The sequence below is a fragment of the Pseudarthrobacter sp. TRD_SC_9 genome, assembly GCF_055361265.1.
In genome coordinates this window covers 2,281,510-2,307,863 of record NZ_CM143956.1, presented here as the reverse complement: position 1 = coordinate 2,307,863, position 26,354 = coordinate 2,281,510, and the positions used below count along the sequence as shown (strand labels likewise).

At 63.5% G+C, this 26,354-nt stretch carries 24 protein-coding genes, 1 pseudogene and 1 riboswitch; of the genes and pseudogenes, 22 read left to right on the top strand and 3 right to left on the bottom strand.

The features are described 5' to 3' along the window. Positions 1-25: 25 nt before the first annotated feature. The 7 genes from coaD (at position 26) to ftsY (ending at position 8,147) form a co-directional block, all read left to right on the top strand. A complete protein-coding gene (coaD, locus tag ACWA13_RS10825; RefSeq protein WP_463933976.1) occupies positions 26-538 on the top strand; it encodes a pantetheine-phosphate adenylyltransferase in 513 nt (170 codons plus the stop codon). 83 nt (positions 539-621) lie between these two features. Continuing rightward, positions 622-1,146: a YceD family protein gene (locus tag ACWA13_RS10820; RefSeq protein ID WP_463933974.1), complete on the top strand. Its 525-nt coding sequence runs from the start codon at positions 622-624 to the stop codon at positions 1,144-1,146. 36 nt (positions 1,147-1,182) lie between these two features. Next, entirely contained in the window at positions 1,183-1,386 is a 204-nt protein-coding gene (gene rpmF / locus ACWA13_RS10815; RefSeq protein ID WP_330192337.1) for a 50S ribosomal protein L32, read from the top strand. A gap of 18 nt (positions 1,387-1,404) precedes the next feature. Beyond that, a complete protein-coding gene (gene rnc / locus ACWA13_RS10810) occupies positions 1,405-2,142 on the top strand; it encodes a ribonuclease III (protein WP_463937909.1) in 738 nt (245 codons plus the stop codon). A gap of 3 nt (positions 2,143-2,145) precedes the next feature. Further along, positions 2,146-3,168, top strand: a complete 1,023-nt coding sequence (gene mutM / locus ACWA13_RS10805) for a bifunctional DNA-formamidopyrimidine glycosylase/DNA-(apurinic or apyrimidinic site) lyase (RefSeq protein ID WP_463933972.1) — start codon at positions 2,146-2,148, stop codon at positions 3,166-3,168. Positions 3,169-3,297: 129 nt separating this feature from the next. Then, positions 3,298-6,900, top strand: a complete 3,603-nt coding sequence (gene smc / locus ACWA13_RS10800; RefSeq protein WP_463933970.1) for a chromosome segregation protein SMC — start codon at positions 3,298-3,300, stop codon at positions 6,898-6,900. Between the two features lie 44 nt (positions 6,901-6,944). Continuing rightward, on the top strand, positions 6,945-8,147 hold the full coding sequence (gene ftsY / locus ACWA13_RS10795) for a signal recognition particle-docking protein FtsY (RefSeq protein ID WP_463933969.1): 1,203 nt from the start codon (positions 6,945-6,947) through the stop codon (positions 8,145-8,147). Positions 8,148-8,181: 34 nt separating this feature from the next. Here the strand turns inward: ftsY and ACWA13_RS10790 are convergent, their stop codons facing one another. Continuing rightward, positions 8,182-9,348, bottom strand: a complete 1,167-nt coding sequence (locus tag ACWA13_RS10790) for an MFS transporter (protein WP_463937908.1) — start codon at positions 9,346-9,348, stop codon at positions 8,182-8,184. A 324-nt stretch (positions 9,349-9,672) separates the two neighbouring features. Here ACWA13_RS10790 and ACWA13_RS10785 point away from each other — a divergent pair, with 324 nt between their 5' ends. From ACWA13_RS10785 to ACWA13_RS10775, 3 genes are all read left to right on the top strand, one after another. Next, positions 9,673-10,983: an ammonium transporter gene (locus ACWA13_RS10785; protein WP_463933967.1), complete on the top strand. Its 1,311-nt coding sequence runs from the start codon at positions 9,673-9,675 to the stop codon at positions 10,981-10,983. After that, on the top strand, positions 10,980-11,318 hold the full coding sequence (locus tag ACWA13_RS10780) for a P-II family nitrogen regulator (protein ID WP_463933965.1): 339 nt from the start codon (positions 10,980-10,982) through the stop codon (positions 11,316-11,318). The genes ACWA13_RS10785 and ACWA13_RS10780 overlap by 4 nt, the downstream gene beginning before the upstream one ends. Positions 11,319-11,655: 337 nt before the next feature. Next, entirely contained in the window at positions 11,656-13,245 is a 1,590-nt protein-coding gene (locus tag ACWA13_RS10775; protein WP_463933963.1) for a hypothetical protein, read from the top strand. 69 nt (positions 13,246-13,314) lie between these two features. On the opposite strand, the gene ACWA13_RS10770 is transcribed toward ACWA13_RS10775, so the two are convergent. Beyond that, entirely contained in the window at positions 13,315-14,712 is a 1,398-nt protein-coding gene (locus tag ACWA13_RS10770) for a glucose-6-phosphate dehydrogenase (protein ID WP_463933961.1), read from the bottom strand. Between the two features lie 157 nt (positions 14,713-14,869). On the opposite strand from ACWA13_RS10770, the gene ffh reads away from it, so the two are divergent. Both ffh and ACWA13_RS10760 read left to right on the top strand, forming a co-directional pair. Further along, positions 14,870-16,456: a signal recognition particle protein gene (gene ffh / locus ACWA13_RS10765; protein ID WP_463933959.1), complete on the top strand. Its 1,587-nt coding sequence runs from the start codon at positions 14,870-14,872 to the stop codon at positions 16,454-16,456. A gap of 60 nt (positions 16,457-16,516) precedes the next feature. Next, positions 16,517-17,251 (top strand): alpha/beta fold hydrolase, encoded by a 735-nt coding sequence (locus ACWA13_RS10760; protein ID WP_463933957.1) that lies wholly within the window; start codon positions 16,517-16,519, stop codon positions 17,249-17,251. Between the two features lie 5 nt (positions 17,252-17,256). Here the strand turns inward: ACWA13_RS10760 and thiC are convergent, their stop codons facing one another. Next, positions 17,257-19,059, bottom strand: coding sequence for a phosphomethylpyrimidine synthase ThiC (gene thiC, locus ACWA13_RS10755; RefSeq protein WP_463933955.1), 1,803 nt, complete (start codon positions 19,057-19,059; stop codon positions 17,257-17,259). After that, positions 19,054-19,161: riboswitch (TPP riboswitch) on the bottom strand. Its footprint overlaps the gene before it by 6 nt. Before the next feature lie 64 nt (positions 19,162-19,225). On the opposite strand from thiC, the pseudogene ACWA13_RS10750 reads away from it, so the two are divergent. The 10 genes and pseudogenes from ACWA13_RS10750 (at position 19,226) to lepB (ACWA13_RS10705) (ending at position 26,352) form a co-directional block, all read left to right on the top strand. Then, positions 19,226-20,337 (top strand): annotated as a pseudogene (locus ACWA13_RS10750) (amidohydrolase family protein). 74 nt (positions 20,338-20,411) lie between these two features. Next, positions 20,412-21,287, top strand: a complete 876-nt coding sequence (locus ACWA13_RS10745) for a VOC family protein (RefSeq protein ID WP_463933953.1) — start codon at positions 20,412-20,414, stop codon at positions 21,285-21,287. A 105-nt stretch (positions 21,288-21,392) separates the two neighbouring features. Further along, the gene (locus ACWA13_RS10740; protein WP_463933951.1) at positions 21,393-21,839 is read left to right on the top strand and encodes a hypothetical protein; all 447 of its coding nucleotides are present in this window, start codon (positions 21,393-21,395) and stop codon (positions 21,837-21,839) included. Positions 21,840-22,033: 194 nt separating this feature from the next. Then, on the top strand, positions 22,034-22,444 hold the full coding sequence (gene rpsP, locus ACWA13_RS10735; protein WP_463933949.1) for a 30S ribosomal protein S16: 411 nt from the start codon (positions 22,034-22,036) through the stop codon (positions 22,442-22,444). A gap of 1 nt (position 22,445) precedes the next feature. Next, on the top strand, positions 22,446-22,688 hold the full coding sequence (locus ACWA13_RS10730) for an RNA-binding protein (protein WP_330189546.1): 243 nt from the start codon (positions 22,446-22,448) through the stop codon (positions 22,686-22,688). Positions 22,689-22,826: 138 nt separating this feature from the next. Then, a complete protein-coding gene (gene rimM / locus ACWA13_RS10725) occupies positions 22,827-23,372 on the top strand; it encodes a ribosome maturation factor RimM (protein WP_463933947.1) in 546 nt (181 codons plus the stop codon). A 1-nt stretch (position 23,373) separates the two neighbouring features. Next, on the top strand, positions 23,374-24,201 hold the full coding sequence (gene trmD / locus ACWA13_RS10720; RefSeq protein ID WP_463933945.1) for a tRNA (guanosine(37)-N1)-methyltransferase TrmD: 828 nt from the start codon (positions 23,374-23,376) through the stop codon (positions 24,199-24,201). Between the two features lie 221 nt (positions 24,202-24,422). Beyond that, entirely contained in the window at positions 24,423-24,782 is a 360-nt protein-coding gene (rplS, locus tag ACWA13_RS10715; RefSeq protein WP_463933943.1) for a 50S ribosomal protein L19, read from the top strand. An 82-nt stretch (positions 24,783-24,864) separates the two neighbouring features. Then, positions 24,865-25,551 carry a signal peptidase I gene (gene lepB, locus ACWA13_RS10710; protein ID WP_463933941.1) on the top strand — a complete coding sequence of 229 codons (687 nt, stop codon included), beginning with the start codon at positions 24,865-24,867 and terminating at the stop codon, positions 25,549-25,551. After that, positions 25,552-26,352 carry a signal peptidase I gene (gene lepB, locus ACWA13_RS10705; RefSeq protein WP_463933940.1) on the top strand — a complete coding sequence of 267 codons (801 nt, stop codon included), beginning with the start codon at positions 25,552-25,554 and terminating at the stop codon, positions 26,350-26,352. Positions 26,353-26,354: the final 2 nt, after the last annotated feature.

Sequence of the window (26,354 nt, the reverse complement as noted above, 5' to 3'; positions counted from 1 at the left end):
CTGTGGCATGCGGTAGGTTCGGACCATGCGACGCGCAGTGTGCCCCGGCTCTTTCGACCCCATCCACAATGGCCACCTTGAGGTCATCGCCCGGGCTTCGGGTTTGTTTGACGAAGTCATCGTGGCCGTGTCCACAAACTATGCAAAGAAGTACCGCTTCAGCCTCGATGAGCGGATCGGGATGGCCCGCGAGACGCTGGCTTCCCTGCGAGGCATCATCGTCGAGCCTGTGGGCGAAGGGCTGCTGGCGGAGTACTGCAAACGTCGTGGCGCCTCCGCCATCGTCAAGGGCCTGCGGTCATCGTCGGACTTCGACTACGAGCTGCCCATGGCCACTATGAACCGGCAACTGACCGGCGTGGAGACCGTATTCCTGCCGGCGGAGTCCCACTACATCCACTTGTCTTCTACTCTTATCAAGGAAGTAGCGGATCTGGGCGGGGAGGTGTCGGGGTTTGTGCCACGATCTGTACTTAAGCGCCTGCTCACCGGTGGGACGTCCGGCGGGCCAGCGAATGGAACTGCCACCCCGGTTTGAGTCCGCTCGGAAAATCAGGCTAAGATAATACGTCGGTCATATGTTCAACAGGAGTTCTCATTAAAAGAGATGCTAGTTCGCGCTTGGTGTTTGACGTCAAGGATCTTGGGCGCAGCCCGGGAAGTATGCGAACGCTGAACGAGCATGTACCCGCACCAGGTGATCTTGGTGTGGCGCTGATCGGTGTTCAGGAAGGCTCGGATGTCGGGCTGGACCTGAGGCTGGAGGCCGTACACGAAGGAATTTTGGTATCAGGTACCGCGGACGTCGAAGTTTCCGGCGAATGCGGCCGATGCCTGGATCCCCTTGCGTATGAACTCCAGGTCAATGTGCAGGAACTTTTCTTCTACGAAGGCATGCTGCCGTCGGACGAAGAAGACGATGAAGAGCAACGTCGAGTTGAGCACGATCTGATCGATCTTGAACCGGTGTTGCGGGACGCTGTAGTAACTACGCTGCCGTTCCAGCCGGTGTGCCGGGAAGACTGCCAGGGCCTTTGTTCCGAATGTGGAGCACGCCTGGAAGACGAGCCGGGGCACCACCACGAGGTCCTGGATCCTCGCTGGGCTGCCCTAGCCGATATGGCTAAGCCTGACCGGCAAAATTGATGTGTAAGTGTTTGTCTAGAGAGAAATGAGTTAGCCGTGGCTGTTCCGAAGCGGAAAATGTCTCGCGCGAATACCCGCGCCCGCCGCTCCCAGTGGAAGGCAACTGCCCCCCACCTGGTGAAGACCGTTGAAAACGGTCAGGTATCCTACAGCCTGCCGCACCAGGCTAAGGTCGTTACTGACTCGGCCGGCACCGCGCTGTTCCTTGAATACAAGGGCCGCAAGGTCGCTGACGTCTAATCGGCCACACGGCTGATGATGTCTTCAACTGAAGAGCTTTTGAAGCGTCTCGGTGTCTCCATTGACGCCGGGACGCTTCGTCTTGCTCTGACGCACAGGTCTTACGCCTACGAAAACGGCGGCATACCCACCAACGAACGCCTCGAGTTTCTGGGGGATTCCATCCTGGGCTTTTCCGTCACGGATGCGTTGTACCGGGACAACCCGACGCTTCCGGAGGGCGAGCTAGCCAAGCGGCGCTCTGCCGTGGTTAGCACGCGCGCCCTTGCCGGCATTGGCAGGAGTCTTGGCGTTGGCGATTACATCTACCTTGGGCAGGGCGAAAAACTCACCGACGGCAAGAATAAGGCCTCGATCCTGGCTGACACCATGGAAGCGCTGATCGGCGCCACCTACGTCTCCAACGACATCGAGACCGCCCGCCAGTTGGTGATGCGCCTGGTAGGTCCGCTGCTGAAAGACGCCGCGGCCCTGGGGGCCGGCACTGACTGGAAGACCAGCATCCAGGAACTCGCAGCCAGCCGGCAGCTCGGTTCGATCCAGTACGTGGTTGACGGTTCCGGACCGGACCATGCCCGCACCTTCAACGCGGTCCTGCATATCGGCGGCACTCCACGTGGCAAGGGCTCCGGGCATTCCAAGAAGGAAGCCGAACAGGAAGCTGCGGCGGACGCCTGGCGCGTACTGTCGGCTGCCATCGGTGGCAAGGCCGCTTCTGCTGAACCTGCCATGCAGGAAATGACGCCGGGTAGCTAAGACGTGCCGGAACTCCCCGAAGTCGAGGTAGTCCGCCGGGGCCTGGTCAACTGGGTGGCAGGACGGACCATCACAGGGGTCGACGTCGTAGACCCGCGATCCATCCGCCGCCACGCGCTGGGCGCGGAGGACTTTAGGGGAAACCTTGAAGGGGCGGTAGTCCTGGATGCAGTCCGACGCGGCAAGTTCCTGTGGTTGCCTCTCGCTGAAGCGGCGCATCATCAGGAGACACAGCAGCATCAGGAGGCACAGAAGGTGCAGCCGGAAGCCGCAAGTTCGCTGTCCGGGGCCGCCCCTGGAACCGCTCCACGGATTGCCTTGATGGCACACCTGGGCATGAGCGGTCAGCTCCTGATGCAGGGCCCGGACGTCTCTGACGAAAAGCACCTGAAGGTAAGGCTGCGGCTCAGTCCCGCCGAGGGCAAGCCTGAGCAGCTGAGGTTTGTGGACCAGCGCATTTTTGGCGGACTCTTCGTCACCGGCCTGGTTCCCACTGACGACGGCGGCCCCGGTGGCCTTGGTGAAATCCCGGAACGGCTCATCCCTGTGGAGGCCTCGCACATCGCCAGGGATCCACTGGATCCGGCGTTTTCCTTCGAAGCGTTCTATGCCAGGCTCCGCAAGCGCAGGAGCGGGCTAAAACGGGCACTGCTGGACCAGGGCATGATCTCCGGCATCGGCAACATTTATGCCGACGAAGCCTTATGGCGTGCCCGGCTCCATTACGCCCGTCCCACCGATACTCTGCGCAGGGCCGAGGCCGCCAAGCTGATCGGCCACGTACAGGACGTTATGGGAGACGCGCTGGCGGCGGGCGGAACAAGCTTCGATTCCCTGTACGTGAACGTCAACGGGGCATCGGGATACTTTGATCGCTTCCTCAATGCCTACGGACGCGAAGGCGGGCTGTGCAGTCGCTGTGCCGAGGCCGGACTGTCAACGCGGATCCGCCGGGAACAATTCATGAACCGCTCCTCATTCAGCTGTCCTGTGTGCCAACCGCGGCCACGCAACGGCCGTTGGTAGCAGCGGACTTCGCCAGGTGCCCGTGTCCAGGGACATAGCCTTCGGACATCCGCCGCACTGACACCCAAACGCAGTAGATTTGACGCCATACCAAGCCGCACCCGGCCGCACCCAGGAGAACCTGTTCCCTTGCACCTCAAGAGCCTCACCGTCCGCGGATTCAAGTCGTTTGCGTCGGCCACGACGTTCGACTTTGAACCCGGCGTGACTGCGGTGGTAGGCCCGAATGGTTCCGGCAAATCCAACGTGGTGGACGCGCTGTCCTGGGTCATGGGGGAGCAGGGTGCCAAGACCCTGCGCGGCGGCAAGATGGAGGACGTCATCTTTGCCGGAACGTCCGGCCGCCCGCCCTTGGGCCGCGCCCACGTTTCGCTGACCATCGACAATTCCGATGGCGCCCTGCCGATCGAATACAGCGAAGTCACCATATCCCGGACGCTGTTCCGGACCGGCGGCTCCGAGTATGCCATCAATGGGGCCAGTTGCCGGCTCCTGGATATTCAGGAACTGCTGTCCGATTCGGGCCTGGGCCGCGAAATGCACATCATTGTGGGGCAGGGCCAGCTGGACAAGGTCCTGCACGCCACTCCTGAGGACCGTCGCGGCTTCATCGAGGAGGCGGCGGGCATCCTCAAGCACCGGCGGCGCAAGGAAAAAACCGTCCGCAAGCTTGAGGCCATGCAGGCCAACCTGCAGCGCCTTAGCGACCTCACGGGGGAAATCCGGCGGCAGTTGACTCCGCTGGGCAAGCAGGCCGAAGTGGCCCGCCGTGCGCAGACAGTGCAGTTCGATGTCCGGGATGCCCGCGCCCGGCTCCTGGCCCACGACCTGGTCACCCTCCAGGAATCCCTGCAGAAGGACGTGGCGGACGAATCGGCGCTTAAGGAGCGTCGTGCCGCCGTCGAAAGCGGCCTGCAAACGGGACGGCAGCGCCAAGCCATACTGGAGCAGCTGGCCGCCGAGGCCACTCCCCGGCTCAACGTCGCACGCGACACCTGGTACCAGCTGTCAGCCGTCCGCGAGCGGCTCCGGTCCCTGGGAAACCTGGCGCGGGAACGCAGCAGCCTGCTCGGCTCCAGCGACGCCGTTCCCGATTCCGGAAGGGACCCTGATCAGCTGGACCGGCAGGCCGCCCGGGTGCGCGGTGAGCAGGAACAGTTGGAACGCGAAATCCTGGGCAAACAGAGTGCCCTGGACGCAGCCACCAGCACAAAGACTGCCGCGGAAGCCGCCCTGGCTGCCGAGGACAAGCGGCTTACCGCCTTGCTGCGGGCAGTGGCCGACCGCCGGGAAGGCCTGGCGCGGCTGGCCGGACAAGTGGGGGCGGCCAGGTCACGGGTCGAATCCGCGCAATCGGAGCTGGGCCGGCTTCGGGACTCCGCCGCCGCCGGACTGGAGCGCCGACGGAAGGCGCAGGCAGAGTTCACCGCCCTGGAGGCGCAGGTTGCCGGTGTCGAGGAAGGCGAAGAAAGCCTTGACGCCGAATACGAAGCTGCCAGCGACGCCCTCGACGCAGTCACCGCTGAGATCGACGCCCTGAAAGCGAAGGAAGCCACCGCCCTGCGGGAGCGCGACGCCGTAACGGCCAGGCACGAGGCGCTGCTGCTGGGACTGGAACGCAAAGACGGTTCGGCCCACGTTGAGTCCTCCGGACTTCCCGGCGTTGGCGCAGCCCTGGCTTCCCGGCTCGCGGTGGAACCTGGCTACGAAACCGCCATCGCGGCTGCCCTGGGTGATGCTGCCGGCGCCGTGATCGTTGCCGATGTGGAGGCCGCTGCGGCCGCCATTTCGCTCCTGAAAGAGGACGACGCCGGGCGGGCTTTCCTACTGCTCGAATCGGCACCCGCCCCTGACCTTCAAGATTCTGCCCTTGCGGCATCGGCCCGCCCGCTTCCGGCAGGAGCCCGCTGGGCAGCTGACCTGGCCACGGCGGACGGAACCCACCGGGGAGCTGTTGCATCACTGCTTGCCGGGACTGCCGTCGTCGATGATCTTGGCACTGCGGCAGATCTCCTGGCTGAGTATCCGCAGCTCACCGCGGTTACCCTCGAGGGGGATGTATGCAGCGCCGTGATGGCTGGGGGCGGTTCCGCAAACGCGCCCTCCATGCTGGAAGTGCAGGCTGCCGTGGACGATGCTGCCGCCCGGCTGGCGGCGTTGACTGCTGACCTGGAACGGACCCGCTTTGCCCTCGCCGGCGCCAAGGCACGAAAGGACGAAGCGCAGGAGCGGGCGGACGCCGCACTTGGCCGGCTGCATGACTCCGACGCCCGGCTCGCCGCTGTCGCGGAACGGCTGGGCCACCTCAACTCCGTCCTGCGCAGCGCGGCCGGTGAAAGCGAACGGCTGACTGCTTCGCTGGCAGCTGCCGAGGCCAATATCGCCCGCGAGCAGCAGTCGCTGGCGGATATCAGCGCCCGTCTCGCCGCGGCCCAGGAGGCGCCGGCGGAAGAAGAGCCGGACAGCGACCACCGCGACGCCCTTGCACTGGCCGCTTCCCAGGCGCGGTCTGCGGAGATGGAAGCCCGGCTTGCCCTCCGCAGCGCCGAGGAACAGCTGGCTGCCACACGCAACAGGGCGGCCTCCCTGGAAAGGGCCGCCGCCACTGAACGAAGGGCCCGGCAGGAAGCCGCGGAGCGGGCCCGGCGCCGCCAGATGCAGGCGCGCAGGGCAGCTGCGGTGTCTGTCGGCGTCGAACAGGTCCTGGCCTTCAACGATGTGTCCCTGGAACGGGCAAAAACCGGACTCGAACAGGTCGAAGAGGAACGGGAACAGCGTGAGCGGGAGTTGTTGGAACTGCGTGGCTCCAACGAACTCCTGGCCCGTGAGCTGGCCGAACTGACCGATACAGTGCACCGCGACGAACTGGCCCGTGCCCAGCACCAGCTGCGTATCGAGGCGCTGGAAACCCGGTCCATCGATGAACTCGGCATGACTCCGGATGTGCTGGTTGCCGATTACGGCCCCGACGTTCCTGTGCCGGCGTCCGCAGTGGACGGCGTTGATAAGTGGGCAGCATTGCGGGTAGCCGTTGACGACGACGGGCGGGAAGTACCCGAGGGCAGGCCATTTGTCCGTGCCGAGCAGGAAAAGCGGCTCCGCAAAGCCGAGCGCGACCTCGCCGCCCTGGGCAAAGTCAACCCGCTGGCGCTGGAGGAGTTTGCGGCGCTGGAGGAACGCCACCAGTTCCTCAGCAGCCAGCTGGAGGACTTGCGCTCCAGCCGGAAGGACCTCCTGGACATCATCAAGGAAGTCGATGAGCGGGTGCAGAAGGTGTTCGCGGAAGCGTTCGAGGATACGGCCGCCCAGTTTGTCCGGGTCTTCGAGCGGCTGTTTCCGGGCGGTGAAGGCCGCCTGGTGCTCACTGACCCCGATGACATGCTCACCACCGGCATCGAAGTTGAGGCGCGTCCAGCAGGCAAGAAGATCAAGCGGCTATCACTGCTCTCAGGCGGCGAGCGCTCGCTGACAGCCGTGGCGCTGCTCGTGGCGATCTTCAAGGCCCGGCCGTCACCCTTCTACGTGATGGATGAAGTGGAAGCTGCCCTCGATGACACCAACCTGGGCAGGCTGATCACTATCTTCGAAGAATTGCGCGAGTCCAGCCAGCTGATTGTCATCACCCACCAGAAGCGGACCATGGAGGTGGCGGACGCTCTCTATGGGGTAACGATGCGCGGGGATGGGGTCTCCACGGTGATCAGCCAGCGGATCGGCCGTGACTGCCCTTAGCCGCTGTCGCCAGGGCGATTCTTCGTTTGTGAGAAGCTAGGGGAGTGAATGAAATCCTCCCCATTATTGTGTCCATTGTTGCCGCCCTGGTGGTTATCGGCGGGCTGATACCGGTCCTGGTCAAGACCCGGAAAAACATCAACCAGTACCCCGGGACCCGGGATGAAAACGATCCCGCAGCTCCCGCCGCCCACTCAACCGGCACCCTCGTCGAGGATCGTCCTGACGCCTCCAGCACCATGGCGCCGCCGCTTGAACCGGGACCCGCCGTCGACGTCCCGGATGACGTTGCAGGGCTTGAGTATGTTCCCGTTGAGACCCCGCTGCCGGTTGCCGGCAGGCTGGTCCGGCTGCGCGAGCGGCTGGTTCGCTCCAACAATGTACTGGGCAAGGGACTCCTCGCGCTGCTGTCCGCGGACCGCATCGACGAAAACGTCTGGGACGAGGTGGAGGAAACCCTCCTGATGGCCGACCTCGGCACCGAGCCAACCATGGAGCTGGTGGATGCCCTGCGGGAACGGGTTAAAGTGCTGGGCACCCGCACCCCCGATCAGGTCCGGGAACTGCTCCGCGAAGAACTCATCAAACTCGTGGATCCCACCATGGACCGCAGCCTCAGCACCACCCGCCACGCTGACAAGCCGGCGGTCATGATGGTGGTCGGCGTGAACGGCGTGGGTAAGACCACCACGGTGGGCAAGCTGGCCCGCGTGCTGGTGGCCGAGGACAAAGATGTGCTGCTGGGCGCTGCGGATACGTTCCGTGCAGCCGCGGCTGAGCAGCTCGCCACCTGGGGACAGCGCGTTGGCGTGCCCACCGTAAAATCCGACATTGACGGCGCCGATCCCGCGTCCGTCGCCTATGAAGCGGTGAAGGCCGGCATTGAGCAGGAAGTCGATGTCGTCATGATCGACACCGCGGGGCGACTGCAGAACAAAATTGGCCTCATGGACGAGCTCGGCAAGGTCAAGCGCGTCATCGAGAAGCTGGCGGAAGTGGACGAGGTCCTGCTGGTCCTTGACGCCACCACCGGGCAGAACGGCCTGAACCAGGCACGCGTGTTCTCGGAGGTCGTGAACATTACCGGAATCGTTTTGACCAAACTGGACGGGACCGCCAAGGGCGGCATCGTCGTTGCCATCCAGAAGTCGCTTGGCGTTCCGGTGAAGCTGATCGGACTGGGTGAAGGTGCCGACGACCTGGCCCCGTTCGAGGCCGAATCTTTTGTGGACGCCCTGCTGAACTAGGAACCCTCCCTCAGGCCCACACGCAAGCGCTCCCTCAGTTCCTAGGAGGGGCGCTTGCCGGTTCCCGGCCCAGAGGTTCACGGGCCACTGCCCAGGCGGCTCCCGCAAGGACAAGGACCAGGCCGGTAACACCGAAGGCCCATCCGTATCCCCACTGGTCAGCAATCAGCCCCACCAGGATTGGACCGGCGATAGCGCCGACGTCGGACATCATCTGGTAAACGGCCAGCACCCGCCCGCCGGAGCGCTCGCGACCGATGACGTCCGCTACGGCCGCCTGCTGCGCCGGGCCCAACATGCCTGCGCCTATGCCAGCGACGGCTGATGCGGCAAGGAACCACCACAGGTCCTGGGTCAGGCCGATCAGCCCGGTGGATACTCCCGTGACCAGCAGCCCGGCCAGCATCATGGGTTTTCGGCCCCAGGTGTCCGCGAGCCTCCCGGAGAAGGTCAGTGCGGCGGCATTCCCACCTGCGAAGACCGCCAGCGCGGTGCCGGCGGCTGCGGGCCCGGCACCGAGGGCTGCTGCCGCAAACAGCGGCACGGTCGCCATGCGGACGCCGAAAGTGGCCCAGCCGTTGGCAAAGCTGGACGCCAGAACCGCACGGTAGGTGCTGCTGGCCAGGCCTTCGGACAACAGCATCTCTGCGGGGGCGGCATCCTTGGCCCGATGTGCGGCGGGCACGTGGCTCAGCATGGTCTGGACAACGATGGCTGCCAGCACCAGCGCGGCGGCGTAGGCCAGGAACGGCACCCTAAGCCCGAAACCGGCGAGAAAGCCGCCCAGGACGGGGCCGCACACGTTGCCGATCAGGAAGGCACCGGCGTAGGCGCCGGAGACCCGCCCGCGGCTTTGCGGCGGCGCCAGCCTGATGACCAGCGCCATGGAAGCCACCGTGAACATCACCGAACCGATTCCGCCGAGGCCGCGGAAGACCAGCAGCTGCCAGTAATTCTGCGCAAAAGCGCAGGCGGCCGTGGACACGGCAACGATGAGCACGCCGCTGACGTAAACAGGCCGTTCCCCCAACTTCCCGATCAGCGCGCCGCCGGCAGGGGCGAACAGCAGGCGCATGAACGCAAAGATGCTCACGATCACGGCTGCAGCGGTGGCACCGACGTCGAAAGTTGTGGCGAATTGTGGCAATACAGGCGCAACAAGCCCGAATCCAAGGGCGATCAGGAAGGCCGCGACCAGCATCACCTTGATATCGGAGGACAGCGGTTCACCCTTGCCCTTAAACAGTTGCCGGAACCGCGGATTTGAGCCGTTGGGGCGGACGTTGGCCTTCATTCGTCAATGGTCCTAGGGGTGCGTTGTGATGCCGGGATAAGGGAGGTGAAACACAACCGTAACAAGCCGGAGACCCACCATTTACTTCGAAGAGGTTCTTGTAACAAGCCGGCAATGCAATTCCTCCGCAGGCGAAACACAGGACATCCAGAATCGAACGTAGAAAACGCACCACGGCGTTTGGCAGGGCGGTAACTCCGCAGCATTCAAATTACAGGGAGGACGTGCACCATGGAACTTACTGCAGGTCACGTATGGGTTATGGTGTCGGCAGCACTCGTGTTGTTCATGACGCCGGGCCTGGCATTTTTCTACGGCGGCATGACACGCGCCAAGGCAGCACTGAACATGATGATGATGAGCTTCATCTCCATCGGCATGGTAGGTGTTATCTGGGTCCTTTGGGGGTATTCGATGTCCTCAGGGGACGGCTTCCTCCAGATGGTGGGCAACCCGTTCGCTCACTTCGGTCTTGAAGGCATCGACAGCCCTGACGGACTCATCATGGTCGGCTACGGAGCAACCTTTGCAATCATCACCGTCGCCCTGATCAGCGGCGCCATTGCTGACCGGGCGAAGTTCGGCGCTTGGTCCGTCTTCGTCCCCGTCTGGGTCACCCTGGTCTACTGCCCGCTGGCTTACATGGTGTGGGGTGGCGGCCTGTTCAGCGAAGAGGGCGCAGTTGGCGCTGCGCTTGGTGAGGCCATTGACTTCGCCGGCGGCACCGTTGTCCACATCAACGCCGGTGTGGCAGCACTGATCCTCGTCTTTATCGTTGGCAACCGTCGCGGCTTCGGCAAGGACCCGAACCACCGCCCGCACAACATCCCGTTCGTCATGCTCGGAGCCGCCATCCTCTGGTTCGGCTGGTTCGGCTTCAACGGCGGCGCAGCAGCCACCGCTGAACAGGGCGGCCTCATCTGGGTGAACACCCTCGCCGCTCCCGCCGCCGCCATGCTCGGCTGGCTGGTGACGGAGCGCATCCGTGACGGACACCCCACGTCGCTGGGCGCAGCCTCCGGTGTTGTGGCAGGCCTGGTAGCCATCACCCCTGCCTGTGCCAACGTCAGCCCGGTCGGCGCCCTGGGCCTTGGTGTCGTAGCCGGTGTGGCTTCCGCCCTGGCCGTGGGACTCAAGTTCCGCTGGGGTTTCGATGATTCCCTCGACGTCGTCGGAGTCCACCTTGTGTCAGGCATCATCGGCACGGTTGCCCTCGGCTTCATCGCACTCCCGGAGGAAGGCGTGGGCGGTGGCCTGTTCTACGGCGGCGGCGCGGCCCAGCTCTGGGCGCAGCTCGCTGCAGCAGGCATCGCGATCGCCTACTCGGCCATCCTGACCACCATCATTGCCCTCGCCATCCACAAGACCATGGGCTTCCGGGTCTCGCAGGAACAGGAAACGGTGGGCGTAGATCTCAGCCTGCACGCCGAGACCGCTTACGAGTTCGGTGTCACCGGACATGGCGGAAGCTTCCAGCCGCTCCACGATTTGATCACCGGCAAGAAGAACACTGAGACGGGCAAGGAGAGCATCGACGCATGAAACTGATCACTGCAATCGTCAGGCCGGAGAAGCTTGACGCCATCCGTGAAGGCCTGGAGGCCTACGGGGTCCAGGGCCTGACGGTCAGCGCGGCCAGCGGCTATGGCCGGCAGCGCGGCTACACCGAGGTGTACCGCGGCGCCGAGTACAACGTGGACCTGCTGCCCAAGATCCGGGTCGAGGTCCTTGCCACTGATGAGCAGGCGGACGACATCCTGGACGTCATCATCGCCAGCTCCAATACCGGACGTGCCGGCGACGGCAAGGTCTGGACAGTGGAAGTCTTTGAGGCGGTGCGGGTGAGGACCGGCGAACGCGGCGTTGCCGCGATCTAGTTGAACCGTGCAACTGCTCAAAAGGGAGGGTCCATGAGGACCCTCCCTTTTTGGTGCCTGATCCGGGCTGCAGGGTGGTTAGACTCGTTTCCGAACCACATAATTGCAGGCAGGTCTGTCACCTGCCATTTTTGAAAATACCCGGCTGCAGCGCGGGCCTTAAATCTGGAGAAGAATGTCGCAAAGCCGCCCTGAAAGACAACGGCGTGATGACGAACGTAGCCTTGACATTGGGCCCGCTGGAGGCTCTTGGGCCAGTACACGGGGCAAGCAGCGCCGGCTCGTACTCGGTGGCGGGATTGTCGGCGTCCTTGCAGCTGCTGCCTTGGTTGGCACGATGGTTTTCAGCGGGTCGCCGCAGGAGGATGCACCCGTCGGTGTTGCGGGAACACAATCCATCGCCCCGGTTTCGCCGACTCCGACCACGGCGGCTCCCCGGGCGTTCGAGCCATTTGACCGTGCAGAATATGTTCAGGTTCCCGGACTTGCTGAAGCCACCGGTCTGGTTGAACAGACGACCGTGACAGTCTCTGCGGAGCTGTCCGGAACCGTACTGCCCGAAGGAATGATGGGCTTTTCATTCGAAACCGACGTCATGACCGACCTGCGGTTCGAACCGGGTGCATCGACCTTTGTAGATGAACTAAAAAAGCTTCACAAACCCATCATCCGTTTCGGCGGTCAAGCCGTAGACCGAAGGTTCTTCTGGACCTCACGGGACGAACCAGTGCCCAACTGGACCCTGATTCCCGGATACGAGGGAGATGTCCGCCCTATCCGTAAGGTCACTCCGGCGGATCTCGAACGACTCAACCGGATGGCCGAGGCAGTCGATGCGCGCATCCTTCTGACTGCCGACTTGGGCCATTTCGACCCGGAACGGGCAGGTGACCTCGCCAAACATGCCGGTGCTATCTTTGGGGATCGCCTCCTGGGAATAACCGTTGGGAACGAACCTAATGGTTTCTACTCTGCGGGCCGCGCGTACCATATCCTGCGCCCGGCAGATTGGGCCAGCGATAAGTACCTGGAAGAATACAAGCAGTACTCCGCCGCGATCACAGCAAATGCTCCCGGCGTGAAAATTGTCGGTCCTGGAGTGTACGCGGAGAACTGGCTGCAGGCTTTCGTAGCACACGGTGACCCTGCGGTGGGTGCGTTGTCCTATCATCACTATCCGTCCTCGGACTGCAGCACCGGAGGCGAGGGTTCGCCGACTATCGGCCGGGCCATGTCCAGGGAGCGGGCAGAGCATAGCCGCGCCTACTCCCGGAGCATGGTAGCCACGGCCAAGCCCGTCGGGCTGCCCGTTTGGATTACGGAGGCTGGAGTGTCAGCCTGTTCCGGCTCAAACGAGATGACGCGCACGCACGCCTCCGCACTCTGGACGATCAACTACGCTCTTGGCGCCGCCCAGGAAGGTGTCACCATGGTGAGCATTCACGGCGCCATAGATGCCTGCAAGGGTGGACCGCCCTCCTCGCCCATCTGTGACACAGGCGCCTATAAAAAGCCCAATGGGATTTTTGCCAGCCAGGCCAACAACTACGGGATGATGCTCATCAACTCCCTTCAGCCCGGGAACTTTGTGGCTGTAAATCAGTCCGGCAGTGCTGGAATCTACAGCTACGCTGTCAGCCACAGCGACGGCTCAATGACCGTGATAGTGGTCAACCAGAACGATCCCCGGTTGCACGGCCAGGCGCCGGTGACAATCAAGTTGCCTTCGGACGCTGGCACGGGGACCATGAGCCAGATGACGGCACCGTCGTTTGACGCGCAGGCTCAAACGCGGATTGACGGAAGAGAAGATTCGGGGGTTCCTCTGGAAGAACGTGCCAGGATTCCTGGCTTTGTTGCTGGCCAAGATACCGTCAATGTGCCACTGACGTCGGGGACTGTCACAGTTTTCAACTTCACCTTCTAGCCCGTGTTTTCTTTGCCGCCAACGCCGACATACTGCCGACAGTCGCGGCTCAGAACTGCCAGGGCCTTTTTATCGCACAGAGGTAAGCCAGCTTGCAGGACCGGGGCCGCCGGCGTCGTATTTTTCCAGTGGAACATCGGCGCCGGACCAGGCGCGCAGCACAGGTTCGACAATCCGCCAGCAGTCCTCCGCAGTATCGCCGCGGACGGAGAGCAGGGGATCACCGTGCAATACGCCTTCAAGGACTTCGCCGTAGGGCAGCAGCTCCGACGCGTTCAGTTCAGCGCTCAAGGTGATCCTGTCCAGGGTGAGGATGTTGCCGGGACCGTTGACATCCATATCCAGCTGAAGGGTGTCGGGGCCAAAGCCGATCCTCAGCTGGTTGGGGGAGTCGACGCCGAAGAAGCCGACGGGCAGGTGCGGGACCGGCCGGAAGGTGATCACAGCTTCCTTCCGCTTCACCCCCAGGGCCTTGCCGGAGCGCAGGATGAACGGCACGCCCTTCCACCGCCAGTTGTCGATCTCCACGCGGACCTCCGCCAGGGTCTCGGTATCCCTGGCAGGATCAACGCCTTCCTCCCGCACGTAGTCCGGAATGGTCCTGCCGGCAATGCTGCCCGCCGTGTATCGCGCCCGGCGGGTGGACTCGGCGTACGGGGCCTTGATACTGCTGGCCCGGAGGACGGTGCTGACGGCGTCCCGCAACTCGCGTTCATGAATGGTGGCCGGAGGTTCCATCGCGACCAGCGCCATGATCTGCAGCAGATGGCTCTGGATCATGTCGCGCAAGGCGCCGGCGCTGTCGTAATAGCGCGCACGGCCCTCCAGCGCGAGGTCTTCGTCGAAGATAATCTCCACGCGCTCAATGTGGTCGCGGTTCCAGACCGGCTCCAGGAAATTATTGGCGAATCGGAGCCCCAGGATATTGAGAACCGTCGCCTTGCCCAGGAAATGGTCCACCCGGTGGATATGGTCCTCTGGAACAAGCCGTACCAGTGTCTCATTCAAAGACCTGGCCGATTCCGCACCGGAGCCGAACGGTTTTTCCATCACCAAGCGCGTCCCGGCCGGGACCTGGTCCGGCTGCAGTACCTCGCAGGCCCTCTGGCTAACGTGCGGCGGGAGCGCGAAATATACAGCCACCGGTCCCGGAAGGCTGCCCAGCAGCCCGGCCAGGGAGCCCTCAGCGGTGACGTCAAGCTGGTGGTAGGCGGCGGACTCGGCCATGTCCTTCAGAGCCGCCTTGCCGTCTTCATCGGCGGCTTCCTCCGCGGCAGCAAAGGCTTCAGTAACCCGGTTCCGCCATTGGTCTGCGGTCCAGGCATCGGAACCGACACCTGCCAGCGTCAGCCCGGCCGCCCTGCCCCTGGCCACCAGCCGGGCCAGTCCCGGAAGCAACAGCCGGCCGGTGAGATCGCCCGAAGCGCCGAGGATAAGCAGGGTTTTTACCGTCGTTTCACTGGTCACCCTGCCAGCATGCCATCTTGGAGGCCGGTCTTGGTACCCTAGATAGTCGAGTCCGATGTCGCGGCGGTTGTTCCGGTTGGTTCCGGCCAGCAGCTACCGACACTGGCGAGCCGCACCGGCCGCCAATTGTAGATCCACTGAAAGAAGTGCACGGCGCGTGTTCAATTCACTCTCTGACCGGTTGACAGCAACATTCAAGAACCTCCGCGGCAAGGGCCGTCTCACAGAGGCGGACGTTGATGCCACAGTCCGGGAGATCCGCCGCGCCCTTCTGGACGCGGACGTCGCCGTCGCCGTCGTCCGCGATTTCACCGGCCGGGTGCGCGAGCGTGCCCTGGGCGCCGAAGTTTCCGGCGCATTGAACCCGAGCCAGCAAATCGTGAAGATTGTCAACGAGGAGCTCGTCGAAATCCTCGGTGGCGAGACGCGCCGCATCCGCCTCGCCAAGACGGGGCCCACCATCATCATGCTTGCCGGCCTGCAGGGTGCCGGTAAGACCACCCTCGCCGGAAAGCTCTCGAAGTGGCTGAAGGGGCAGGGCCACAGCCCGCTCCTGGTGGCCTGCGACCTTCAGCGCCCCAACGCAGTCACCCAGCTGCAGGTAGTGGGCAAGCGTGCCGGCGTTCCGGTTTTCGCACCGCACCCCGGCGCCACGTCCGAGCTTGAGCACCCGGCGGGGGACCCCGTTGCCGTTGCCCGTGCGGGCGTCGAGGAAGCGCGCCAGAAGCTGTACGACGTCGTGATCGTCGACACCGCGGGCCGTCTTGGCGTCGATGCCGAGATGATGGAGCAGGCGCGGCAGATCCGCAAGGCTATCGTGCCCAACGAAGTGCTGTTCGTCATCGATGCGATGATCGGCCAGGATGCCGTTAACACCGCGATGGCATTTGATGAAGGGGTTAACTTCACCGGCGTTGTGCTGTCGAAGCTCGACGGCGATGCACGCGGTGGTGCCGCACTTTCGGTCGCATCTGTCACCGGTAAGCCGGTGATGTTTGCGTCTACAGGTGAAGGCGTGGACGACTTCGAGCTCTTCCATCCGGACCGCATGGCGTCCCGCATCCTGGACATGGGCGACGTCCTGACCCTTATTGAGCAGGCCGAAAAGTCCTGGGACAAGGATGAAGCGGCCAGGATGGCGAAGAAATTCGCCGACCAGGAAGACTTCACCCTGGATGACTTCCTGGCCCAGATGCAGCAGATCCGCAACATGGGTTCCATGAAGAAGATGCTGATGATGATGCCGGGTGCGCAGAACATCCGCCAGCAGCTGGAGCAGTTCGATGAGCGCGAGATCGATCGTGTCGAGGCGATTGTCCGGTCCATGACCCCGCACGAACGGGTTGCCCCGAAGATCATCAACGGCTCACGACGGGCCCGTATTGCCCGTGGTTCTGGTGTACACGTCTCCGAGGTCAACGGCCTGCTGGAGCGCTTTGCCCAGGCTCAGAAGATGATGAAAAAGATGGCGCAGGGCGGCGGCATGCCGGGAATGCCCGGGATGCCCGGCATGGGTGGTGGCGGCGGAGGGGCCCGCAAGAACGCGAAGAACGCGCCGAAGAAGAAGGCCCGATCCGGTAACCCGGCCAAGGCCGCCCAGGAACTGCGCGATGCCGAGGCCAGGCGCGCGGGCGCCGCGAAGGCCCTTCCCACTGGTGCCGCCTTCGGCCAGCAGGGCGGGGACTTTGACCCCTCGCAGCTGAACCTTCCCAAGGGCTTTGATAAGTTCCTCGGCGGCAAGTAGCCGGTCCTCCCTTGGTTGTCAGTGGCCAATGATGTCAGTGGCGTCGAATAGGGTGAGGTCATGTTCAAGCAGCGGGTAGTTTTTGTCCACGGTGCGGGGAGCTTTGGCTCCGCGGCCTGGCCCCGGCAGCACGGCATGGCCCTGGATTATGATGCCTTGTTCCTGCGGCGCCATGGCTTTGACCCCATTGCTGAGCCTCTGGAATCTTCGTTCGTCGAGGACGCCGCCATTGTGTTGCGTTCCCTGGCCGACTCCGGCCGGGGTGCGGCTGGAGGCCATGTGGTGGCTCATTCCCAGGGTGCCATCGCAGCGATCATGGCTGCCGTGGAGCGTCCGGACCTGGTCCGCTCCTTGACCCTGGTTGAGCCGGCTTGCCTGTCCCTGACAGCCGAACTGCCGGCCACGGCTGCCCATATCGAGTTGATGAAGCCTTTGTTTGATGTGCGCCACCAGCTCAGCGACCAGGATTTCCAACGGGAATTTGTGCGCCGGATGTTCGCTGCGGATTCAGGGGAATTCGCCACGCCGGAGGAGCAGCGGCAGGCCCGGCGGCTGCGCCTGCAGGCGCCACCCTGGGAAGCTCCGCTCCAGATCGTCCCCGGCGTGCCAACACTGGTGCTCACCGGCGGATGGGAACCGTTGTACGAAGAGATCGCCGGGTACCTGCGTGAGACCGGTGCCGTGCATCGAATTGCAGCAGGCGGGCACCGGCCCCACGATTCTCCCGAAGGCGACCGGTATATCCGGTCCTTTATTGCTGAGGCGAGCCGGAGCCGGCAGCCCCGGGCGTCGTGAGAAGCCTAGCCGTCAGCAGGAAGCCGGAGCTCGGGCAGGTACACCTTGCCGCCGGCGGCCAGGAACTCCTCGCTCTTCGCCTTCATGCCGCTGTACATCCCGGCAATGGCGGCCTGGGAATCGGCTGAACCGTATTCGTTCCGGATGTCCTGGCTGATCTTCATGGAGCAGAACTTGGGGCCGCACATGGAACAGAAGTGTGCCGTCTTGGCCGGCTCGGCGGGCAATGTTTCGTCGTGGAAGGCCTCGGCTGTCACCGGGTCAAGGGACAGTGCGAACTGGTCGCGCCAACGGAACTCGAACCGGGCTTTGGACAACGCGTCGTCCCGTTCATGGGCACCTGGATGTCCCTTTGCCAGGTCGGCCGCGTGGGCGGCGATCTTGTAGGTGATCACGCCGGTCTTGACGTCGTCCTTGTTGGGCAGTCCCAGGTGTTCCTTGGGGGTGACGTAGCAGAGCATGGCCGTGCCGTAGCGGGCGATTTCAGTGGCGCCGATAGCCGAGGTGATGTGGTCATAGCCCGGCGCAATGTCCGTCACCAACGGACCAAGAGTGTAAAACGGAGCTCCCTTGCACAGCTCCTGCTGCCGTTCCACGTTCTCCCGCACCAGGTGGAACGGCACGTGGCCCGGCCCCTCCACCATGACCTGCACGTCGTACTCCCAGGCGCGCTGCGTCAGTTCAGCCAGGGTATCCAGCTCGGCGAACTGCGCGGCGTCGTTGGCGTCCGCCGTCGAACCCGGACGCAGCCCGTCGCCCAGCGAAAAGGCGACGTCGTACCGGGCGAAGATTTCGCACAGCTCGTCAAAGTGCGTGTAGAGGAAGTTCTCCTGGTGGTGCGCCAGGCACCAGCCGGCCATGATGGAACCGCCACGGGACACGATTCCGGTGACCCGGTTGGCCGTGAGCGGCACGTAGCGCAGCAGGACGCCGGCGTGGATGGTCATGTAATCCACACCCTGCTCGCATTGCTCGATGACGGTGTCCCTGAAAATCTCCCACGTCAGGGCATTGGCCTCGCCGTTCACTTTTTCCAGTGCCTGGTAGATGGGCACGGTACCGATCGGAACGGGCGAGTTACGGATAAGCCACTCGCGGGTGGTGTGGATGTCGTCGCCGGTGGAGAGGTCCATCACGGTGTCGGCGCCCCATTGCGTGGCCCACTGCAGCTTGTCAACCTCTTCGGCGATGGAACTGGTGACGGCCGAGTTGCCGATGTTCGCGTTGATCTTTACCAGGAAGGCCTTGCCGATGATCATCGGTTCGGACTCCGGGTGGTTGATGTTGTTGGGGATGATCGCCCTGCCTGCCGCCACCTCTGAGCGCACCAGCTCCACATCGCAGTTCTCCCGCAGTGCGACGAACTGCATCTCCGGCGTGATGATTCCCTGCCGGGCATAGTGCATTTGGGTCACCGTCTTGACGCCGACGGCGCGGCGGGGCACCGGCCGCGCCCCCTTCCACTCAGCAGAAGCGGCGCCCCGTCGCACTGCGGACTTCCCGTCGTCGAGCAAATTCCGTTCCCGGCCGGTATAGGGCTCCGTGTCACCGCGCCCCTCAATCCATTCCGAGCGGAAGGCCGGCAGGCCCACCACTGGGTCGCTTCCCGGCCCCGCGGTCCGGTAGACCCGGAACGGCTCATTTGCCCGGCCATTGGGTGAGGGTTCCAGCGAAATCTCTGTGACGGGGACTCGGATTCCGGCGGCTTCATCGCTGATATATGCCAGCGAATGGGACTTCAACGACTGGGTTTCAGAGGTGGCAGCTTCATTTTGGACAGGGCTTTGCTGTGTTACTGGGGTACTCATTGAATACTCACTTCCTTCGCCGGCATTACCCGGACAGGTTCAACGGTCGCAGGCTGCGTCAGCCCGATCTCAGCCCCTGCAAGGGCACCCGTGTGGTCAAGAGGAAAGCTATCACAGCTGCTGCGGAGGGCCCTGTCACATTTGCATCCGGCCATAGGGTGGTGGAATGGCCAGCATCATCGAATTCAGCGGAACTGTGCTCACTGGACCTGCAACGGAACGGCGGGGCCTCTGGTCAGTTGACGGCAGGCTGACGTTCAACCGCCCGGAAGGCGTCCCGGATCTGGTCCTCGATGGTTGGGTGCTACCCGGGTTTGTTGATGCCCACTGCCATATCGGACTCGGTCCCGGCGGAGCAGTGGAGGCTGCTGCTGCCGAAGAACAGGCCAGGACGGACCTGGCAGCCGGAACTCTGCTGATCCGGGATGCCGGGTCTCCCGCGGACACCCGCTGGCTGCAGGGACGCGCAGACATGCCGTTGATTATCCGGGCTGGACGCCACATCGCCAGGACCCGCAGGTACCTTCGTGGTTTCGCCCAGGAAACTGAGCCGGATGGTCTGGTTGAGGCTGTGCGGAAGCAGTCCCGGTCCGGTGACGGTTGGATCAAACTGGTGGGGGACTGGATCGACCGCGACGCCGGTGACCTGGCGCCGTCCTTTCCTGCCGCCGTCGTCAAGGATGCGGTCCGCGCTGCACATGACGAAGGGGCGCGGGTGACCGCCCATTGTTTTGGGGAGCAAAGCCTTGATGACATGCTCGACGCCGGAATTGACTGTGTTGAGCACGCCACCGGCCTGCTTCCCAGGCAGGTCCCGCGCTTCGTTGAGCAGGGCGTGCCGATCGTGCCCACCCTGATCAATATCGCCACGTTCCCCGACATTGCCGCCCAGGCGGGGCCGAAGTTCCCCCGCTATGCCGCGCACATGCTCGCCCTGTGGGGGAGAGGCGCAACGAACGCGTCCTGGAAGCGTTCGAGGCTGGCGTCCGGATCTTCGCCGGCACGGATGCGGGCAGCGTCATCCGGCACGGCAGGATCGGCGATGAGATTCTGGCCCTCCACCGTGCCGGTCTGCCCATGGCCGCCGCGCTGGATGCCGCCGGCTGGGCGGCGCGGGACTGGCTGGGCGCACAGGGCCTTTCGGAGGGTGCGAGGGCGGACGTCGTCGTCTGCCGTGAGGATCCCCGGGCAGTGCCGGAGACCATCAACCGGCTGGCTCATGTGGTGCTGGGCGGGCAGGTGCACGGAAACGGGACTGTGGGAGCCAAAAACCCTTGATTTAGATTGAAGCTTCAAGTAAATTGGTAGTAGCGGCCCTCCAAACCCGAGGGCCATGCGACCGGGAGAATTCAATGAATGCAGAAGCCGTCAGCCAGGACCTCCTTCCTGCCGGGCTCACCATGGGCACCGTAATGCTAAAGGTGGGAAACATGAAGGCCATGACCGACTACTACCAGCGTGCCCTCGGCCTGGTGGTAGTAGCAGAGCAGGATGGCGGCGTCTACCTTGGCAGACTGGGCCGTCCGCTAATTCACCTGGCACCGGCGTCGGGTCTGCAGTTGCCGTCCCAGGAGGAAGCCGGCCTCTTCCACACGGCCCTCCTGTTTGAAGACCAGGCCTCCCTGGCGGCCACCGTGGCAACTGCCGCGCAGTTCGAGCCGGCGCTCTACGTTGGCAGCGCCGACCACCTGGTGAGCGAGGCGTTCTACTTCACTGATCCGGAAGGAAACGGCATCGAGCTGTACCGGGACCGTCCGCGCGAGGACTGGAGCTGGGAAGGCGGGAGGGTGGTGATGGACAGCCTGGCGCTGCCCCCGCAGCGTTTCCTCGAGGCGCACCTGACGGAACAGTCCCTCGCGTCCCAGCAGGACACCGGCGCCGGCGTAGGCCACGTCCACTTGCAGGTGGGCGACGTGCAGACTGCCCAGGACTTCTATGTAGGCATCCTGGGCTTCGAAGAGACCGCCGGCTGGCACGGCCAGGCGTTGTTCGTTTCCGCCGGCGGCTACCACCACCACATGGCCATGAATATCTGGAACAGCAGGGGAACCGGACCGCGCCGCGACACGCTGGGCCTCGGCGAAGTTCTGATCCAGGTGCCGGGAACTGACGACGTCGGGGCGCTGGCCGATCGCTTGAAGGTCGGTGGAGTAACGTCCCGCCACACCGGCGCAGAGTTGCGCTTCGAGGACCCGTGGCGGAACCGGATCCGCGTCGCCGCCGGCTGACTGCGAGGGCCGGGAGCTGTGGGTTAGGCTGAGTCCGAACGCCGGCGCGGCCATCTTTGGCAACTCGCGCCGGCCGGCAACAGTAACGAAAATGAGGACAGTCCCATGGGCTTTACCGAGATCTTTGTTTCCACCCACAAGGGTGCCCTGGCACGGGCGGCGGAACTCGACGACGGCGCCGGGCAGGCAGCCGAAGGCGTCCGCATTCCGGAGATCAGCGACTTCGAAATCGAACAGCTCGGCGCCCTGGCCGGCGCTGCCGTCCATACCTCGGGAGCGGATACGGAGCTGTCCATGGTGGACATCGCCAGCGACTCATTGCTCGGCGTGCCGGAGCCGATGGTACGGGCGTTGGCTGAACTGCTGACCTACGAACGCGAAGATGCCGAAGGTGTTGGTGACGTCCTGGTGGACGTCGCGGCCAAGTGGGCGGCTCAGGAAGACATGCCGTTCGACGCAGGCCAGGCTGCCGGATATGTACGTCGCGTGGCCGAACTTGCCGCCCTGGTGGAGGAATCCGAACGCACCGGACTCTACGTCTGGTCAAGCTAAAGCACCGGCTGTGAGGCCGGGGGATGCCCCGGCTCGAATTTGAGCCGCGCATCTGGCACAATAGACAGGTACTCGATCTGCACGGCCCCTCTCTCCGTGTCCGGATCCTGTCCTTTGAATCCCCAAGTATGGCCCGCCCCACGGGTGCAGAACGTCGGATTCGCCCCCTTTCTGAAACAGGAGTGACCACAAAAGTGGCCGTAAAGATTCGCCTTAAGCGCTTTGGTAAGATGCGCGCCCCGTACTACCGCATCGTCGTCATGGATGCCCGCTCCAAGCGGGATGGCCGTGCCATCGAGGAGATCGGCAAGTACCACCCCACCGAAGAGCCTTCATACATCGAGGTCGACACCGACCGCGCCCAGTACTGGCTCGGAGTCGGCGCACAGCCGTCCGAGCAGGTTGCTGCGATCCTGAAGATCACCGGTGACTGGCAGAAGTTCAAGGGCCTGCCGGGCCAGGAGGGCACCCTCCGGACGAAGGCGCCCAAGGAAGCTTTCGTCACCCCGGAAAAGGGTTCCGTGATCATCCCGGAAGCCATCACCAAGAAGGCAAAGGCTGAAGCTCCGGCCGACGCCGAAGCAGAGTCCACCGAGGCTGAGTAAGTTGCTGGCTGACGCGCTCGAGCACCTCGTCCGGGGAATCGTTGATTCTCCGGAGGACGTCAAGGTCAGTTCCAAGAACAACCGCCGCGGGGATACCCTCGAGGTCCGCGTTCACCAGGACGATCTTGGCCGCGTGATTGGCCGGCAGGGCCGCACGGCACGCGCTTTGCGTACCGTCGTCGCCGCCTTGGCCGACGGCGAGCAGGTCAGGGTCGACGTCGTCGACACAGACCGCCGCCGCTAGCGTCCAGCACTTCAGTATTTTGTCCGGCCCCTCCACCTGAACGGTGGAGGGGCCGGACTGTTTTGAACGACAATTGTCTTCCGGGCCGCAAATCACGCGGCCTCCATGACCACAGGTATTGAACGGAAAAGGAATCAGATGCAGCTCCAGGTGGCACGAATCGGCAAACCGCACGGTATCCGCGGCGAAGTAACCGTTCAGGTACTGACGGACGCGCCTGAAGACCGTTTCGTGCCAGGGACGGAACTCACTGTTGAACCCGCCTCGGCCGGCCCGCTGACCATCCTGAATGCCCGCTGGAACAAGGACATCCTGCTGCTTGCCTTCGAAGAGGTGGAGACCCGGAATGAGGCAGAAGCGCTTCGTGGCGCCAAGCTGTACATCGAGACCGAGGAACTGGACGAGGACGACGACGAAGGCTGGTACGAGCACGAACTGGTGGGCCTCGAAGCCAGGGTTGGCTCCCAGGTGGTCGGCACAGTGGCGGCACTGAACACCATGCCCGTCCAGGACCTGCTGATGGTCAAGACGCCGGAGGGGGAAGAAATTCTTGTCCCCTTTGTTGAGCAGATTGTGCCCGAGGTGAATATCGAGGAGGGCTTTATCCTCCTCACACCGCCGCCTGGGCTTTTTGAAATCAACGCAGAGAACAGCACCAGCTCCGAAAACGAGGAAAACGCTTAAGATGCGGATCGACGTCGTCAGTATCTTCCCGGAGTACCTCGCCCCGCTGGAGTTATCCCTTATTGGCAAGGCCCGGCAGGAGGGATTGCTGGAACTGAACGTCCACGACCTGCGGACGTTCACTACTGACAGGCACCGCACCGTGGACGACACGCCATATGGGGGTGGCGCCGGCATGGTTATGAAGGCCGAACCCTGGGCGCAGGCGCTGTCCGCCATCGCGCATGCCAATCCCACTCAGAACGCGGAAAGTGATTTCGGAGATCACAAGCCTGTCCTGATCGTGCCCTCGCCGGCGGGGGAGCGCTTTACCCAGGCGCTGGCCCACGAACTTGCCGGGGAACCGCAGCTCGCTTTCGCCTGCGGCCGCTACGAAGGCATTGACGAGCGCGTATTGGAATGGGCGGCAGACCACTTCACGGTGCGGCCGGTCAGCCTGGGTGACTACGTGCTCAACGGCGGCGAAGTTGCCGTCCTGGCCATGGTCGAGGCCATCGGCCGGTTGCTTCCGGGGGTAGTGGGAAACCCGGAATCCCTCGTGGAGGAATCCCACTCAGACGGCCTGCTCGAGTACCCGGTGTACACCAAGCCCTCAACATGGCGTGACCGCGAGGTGCCGCCCGTCCTGCTCAGTGGAAACCACGGCAAAATCGCCCAGTGGCGCCGCCATCAGCAGTTCCGGCGCACTGCGGAGCGGCGTCCGGACCTGATGGAGTATCTCGATCCCGGCATGCTAAGCCGTGCGGACCGGAACGCGCTATGGGAACTCGGATACACCATCGCTGACGGACGGCTGAAGTCCCGGGTTCCCGCCACCGACGACAATTAGCCGTAACAGGTGCGGATGTGGCAAAATTAGTCCTTGTGTCTACTGGGCGCGCGCCTGCCACAGGGGGAGCGTTGCCAACAGCCAAGACACCACGGCCCAATCAATCAGTGACTGAGCCGGACAAACACTTTCGACGGTAATTTCCAGCCGGTACATTCCGGCAGGGCTTCGCCGCCGTGACCCAAAGTGAATGACCTGTGGCGTTCACCAGGAGTGGAATTATGCATATTCTCGATTCCCTGGACGCAGCCTCGCTGCGCAGCGATGTTCCCGAGTTCCGCGCGGGCGACACCCTCAAGGTGCACGTGAACATCATCGAAGGCAAGAACTCCCGTGTCCAGGTATTCCAGGGCTTCGTCCTGGGCCGCCAGGGCGACGGCCTCCGCGAAACCTTCACCATCCGTAAGGTCTCCTTCGGCGTCGGCGTGGAGCGTACCTTCCCGGTGCACTCCCCGATCATCGACAAGATCGAGGTCGTCACCAAGGGTGACGTCCGCCGCGCCAAGCTGTACTACATGCGTGCACTGCGCGGCAAGGCAGCGAAGATCAAGGAAAAGCGCGACTTCAACACCGCCAAGTAGTCCTTCCCGGACTTCAACGGCCAAGTCCGCGGCCAAAACCGCCGCGCCGGAGCCATCAGCAACAGCGCGCAGGATTTGGACCATGGAAAACACAAAACGCCAGCCCCGGAAACCGGGCTGGCGTTTTGTGTTGCTGGCCGGGGCCCTGGCATTCCTGGTCAGTGGCCTGGTTCGCTCATTATGGCTGGACATTTATTTCATTCCTTCTGCCTCGATGGAGCCACTTTTCCAAACAGGTGACAGGATCCTCGTCTCCAAGACGGATTTCGCTGCCGAGCCCATCCGCCGGGGCGACATCGTGGTCTTCGACGGCCGGGGATCCTTCGCCTCGCTCAACAGCGGGAAGGGACTTCTCTCCGACACCTCAGCTGCCGCATCGGAGCTGGGGCAGTGGCTGGGGCTGACGGGCAGTGAAACCACCTACGTGAAGCGTGTCATCGGCCTGCCTGGCGACGAAGTACAGTGCTGCGCCCCTGATGGGCGGCTCACCGTCAACGGCCAACCTGTTGACGAACCCTACATTTTTCCAGGGGACGTGCCCAGCCTTCAGAAGTTCAGCGTGATTGTCCCTGCCGGACGGTTGTGGCTGATGGGTGACCACCGCGCCGAATCGGCTGATTCGAGGAGCCTCCTCGGTGCGCCCGGTGGCGGAATGGTCCCTGAAGACCGTGTCATCGGCCGCCCGGTCCAGATCATCTGGCCGCTTGATAGATTGGCAACGGTGCCGCGGCCCGCTACGGAACCAACGACAGTAAAGGACGGACAGTAGATGCCCGAGAACCATCCAGGGACACCTGATCCGCAGCCCGCGAGCGCATCGGATGACGCCCCGGAAACACCTGGCCACCAGGGCGCATCCGGCACACGGGCGAGACGCCGCCGCAAGGGCGGCACGGGAAACCCCCTTGTCAGCTGGTTGAAGGAGATTGCCACGGTGGTGGTGATCGCCGTCGTTCTGTCATTCCTCATCAAGACTTTCCTGTTCCGGGCCTTTTGGATCCCGTCTGAGTCCATGGTTAACACCTTGGAGAAAGACGACCGGATATTCGTGAACCTGCTGGTTCCGGAACCCTTTGGCCTGTCCCGCGGTGACGTTGTGGTCTTCCGCGACACCAAAGGATGGTTGCCCGCAACCCCTGAATCCGGCGCTGAGAACGGATCCTTCTCCGTCGTGCGGGAGGGGCTGACGTTCGTCGGGCTGTTGCCCGATACCTCCGAGCAGCACCTGGTCAAACGGGTCATCGGGCTTCCTGGAGACCACGTGATTTGCTGCGATGCCGCCGGTAAACTCACTATTAACGGGCGTGCCATCGACGAGAGCTACATTAACGGCGCCGAGGTTCCCCAAGTCCAGGAATTTGATGTTGTTGTCCCGGAAGGCAAGGTCTGGGTCATGGGTGACAACCGGAATCATTCTGCGGATTCACGAGCCCACATGGGCACGAATGGTGGCTTCGTGGACATAGCGGACATCGAGGGCAAAGCCTCAGTCATCGCCTGGCCGTTGAACCGGTGGTCGGTGCTGGATAACTACCCCGCTGTTTACCGGAACGTTCCCGCGGCAGGCTGACC

What these genes read in the sequence shown, in the direction of transcription:
- lepB (WP_463933940.1), top strand. Translation starts at nt 25,552, where the DNA reads ATGCCCGAGAACCATCCAGGGACACCTGATCCGCAGCCCGCGAGCGCA.
- rplS (WP_463933943.1), top strand. Translation starts at nt 24,423, where the DNA reads ATGCATATTCTCGATTCCCTGGACGCAGCCTCGCTGCGCAGCGATGTT.
- trmD (WP_463933945.1), top strand. Translation starts at nt 23,374, where the DNA reads ATGCGGATCGACGTCGTCAGTATCTTCCCGGAGTACCTCGCCCCGCTG.
- ACWA13_RS10785 (WP_463933967.1), top strand. Translation starts at nt 9,673, where the DNA reads ATGGAACTTACTGCAGGTCACGTATGGGTTATGGTGTCGGCAGCACTC.
- ACWA13_RS10760 (WP_463933957.1), top strand. Translation starts at nt 16,517, where the DNA reads ATGTTCAAGCAGCGGGTAGTTTTTGTCCACGGTGCGGGGAGCTTTGGC.
- ACWA13_RS10740 (WP_463933951.1), top strand. Translation starts at nt 21,393, where the DNA reads ATGGGCTTTACCGAGATCTTTGTTTCCACCCACAAGGGTGCCCTGGCA.
- lepB (WP_463933941.1), top strand. Translation starts at nt 24,865, where the DNA reads ATGGAAAACACAAAACGCCAGCCCCGGAAACCGGGCTGGCGTTTTGTG.
- ACWA13_RS10775 (WP_463933963.1), top strand. Translation starts at nt 11,656, where the DNA reads ATGGTTTTCAGCGGGTCGCCGCAGGAGGATGCACCCGTCGGTGTTGCG.
- rnc (WP_463937909.1), top strand. Translation starts at nt 1,405, where the DNA reads ATGTCTTCAACTGAAGAGCTTTTGAAGCGTCTCGGTGTCTCCATTGAC.
- ACWA13_RS10790 (WP_463937908.1), bottom strand. Translation starts at nt 9,348, where the DNA reads ATGCTGGTCGCGGCCTTCCTGATCGCCCTTGGATTCGGGCTTGTTGCG.
- coaD (WP_463933976.1), top strand. Translation starts at nt 26, where the DNA reads ATGCGACGCGCAGTGTGCCCCGGCTCTTTCGACCCCATCCACAATGGC.
- ACWA13_RS10745 (WP_463933953.1), top strand. Translation starts at nt 20,412, where the DNA reads ATGAATGCAGAAGCCGTCAGCCAGGACCTCCTTCCTGCCGGGCTCACC.
- thiC (WP_463933955.1), bottom strand. Translation starts at nt 19,059, where the DNA reads ATGAGTACCCCAGTAACACAGCAAAGCCCTGTCCAAAATGAAGCTGCC.
- ACWA13_RS10780 (WP_463933965.1), top strand. Translation starts at nt 10,980, where the DNA reads ATGAAACTGATCACTGCAATCGTCAGGCCGGAGAAGCTTGACGCCATC.
- rimM (WP_463933947.1), top strand. Translation starts at nt 22,827, where the DNA reads ATGCAGCTCCAGGTGGCACGAATCGGCAAACCGCACGGTATCCGCGGC.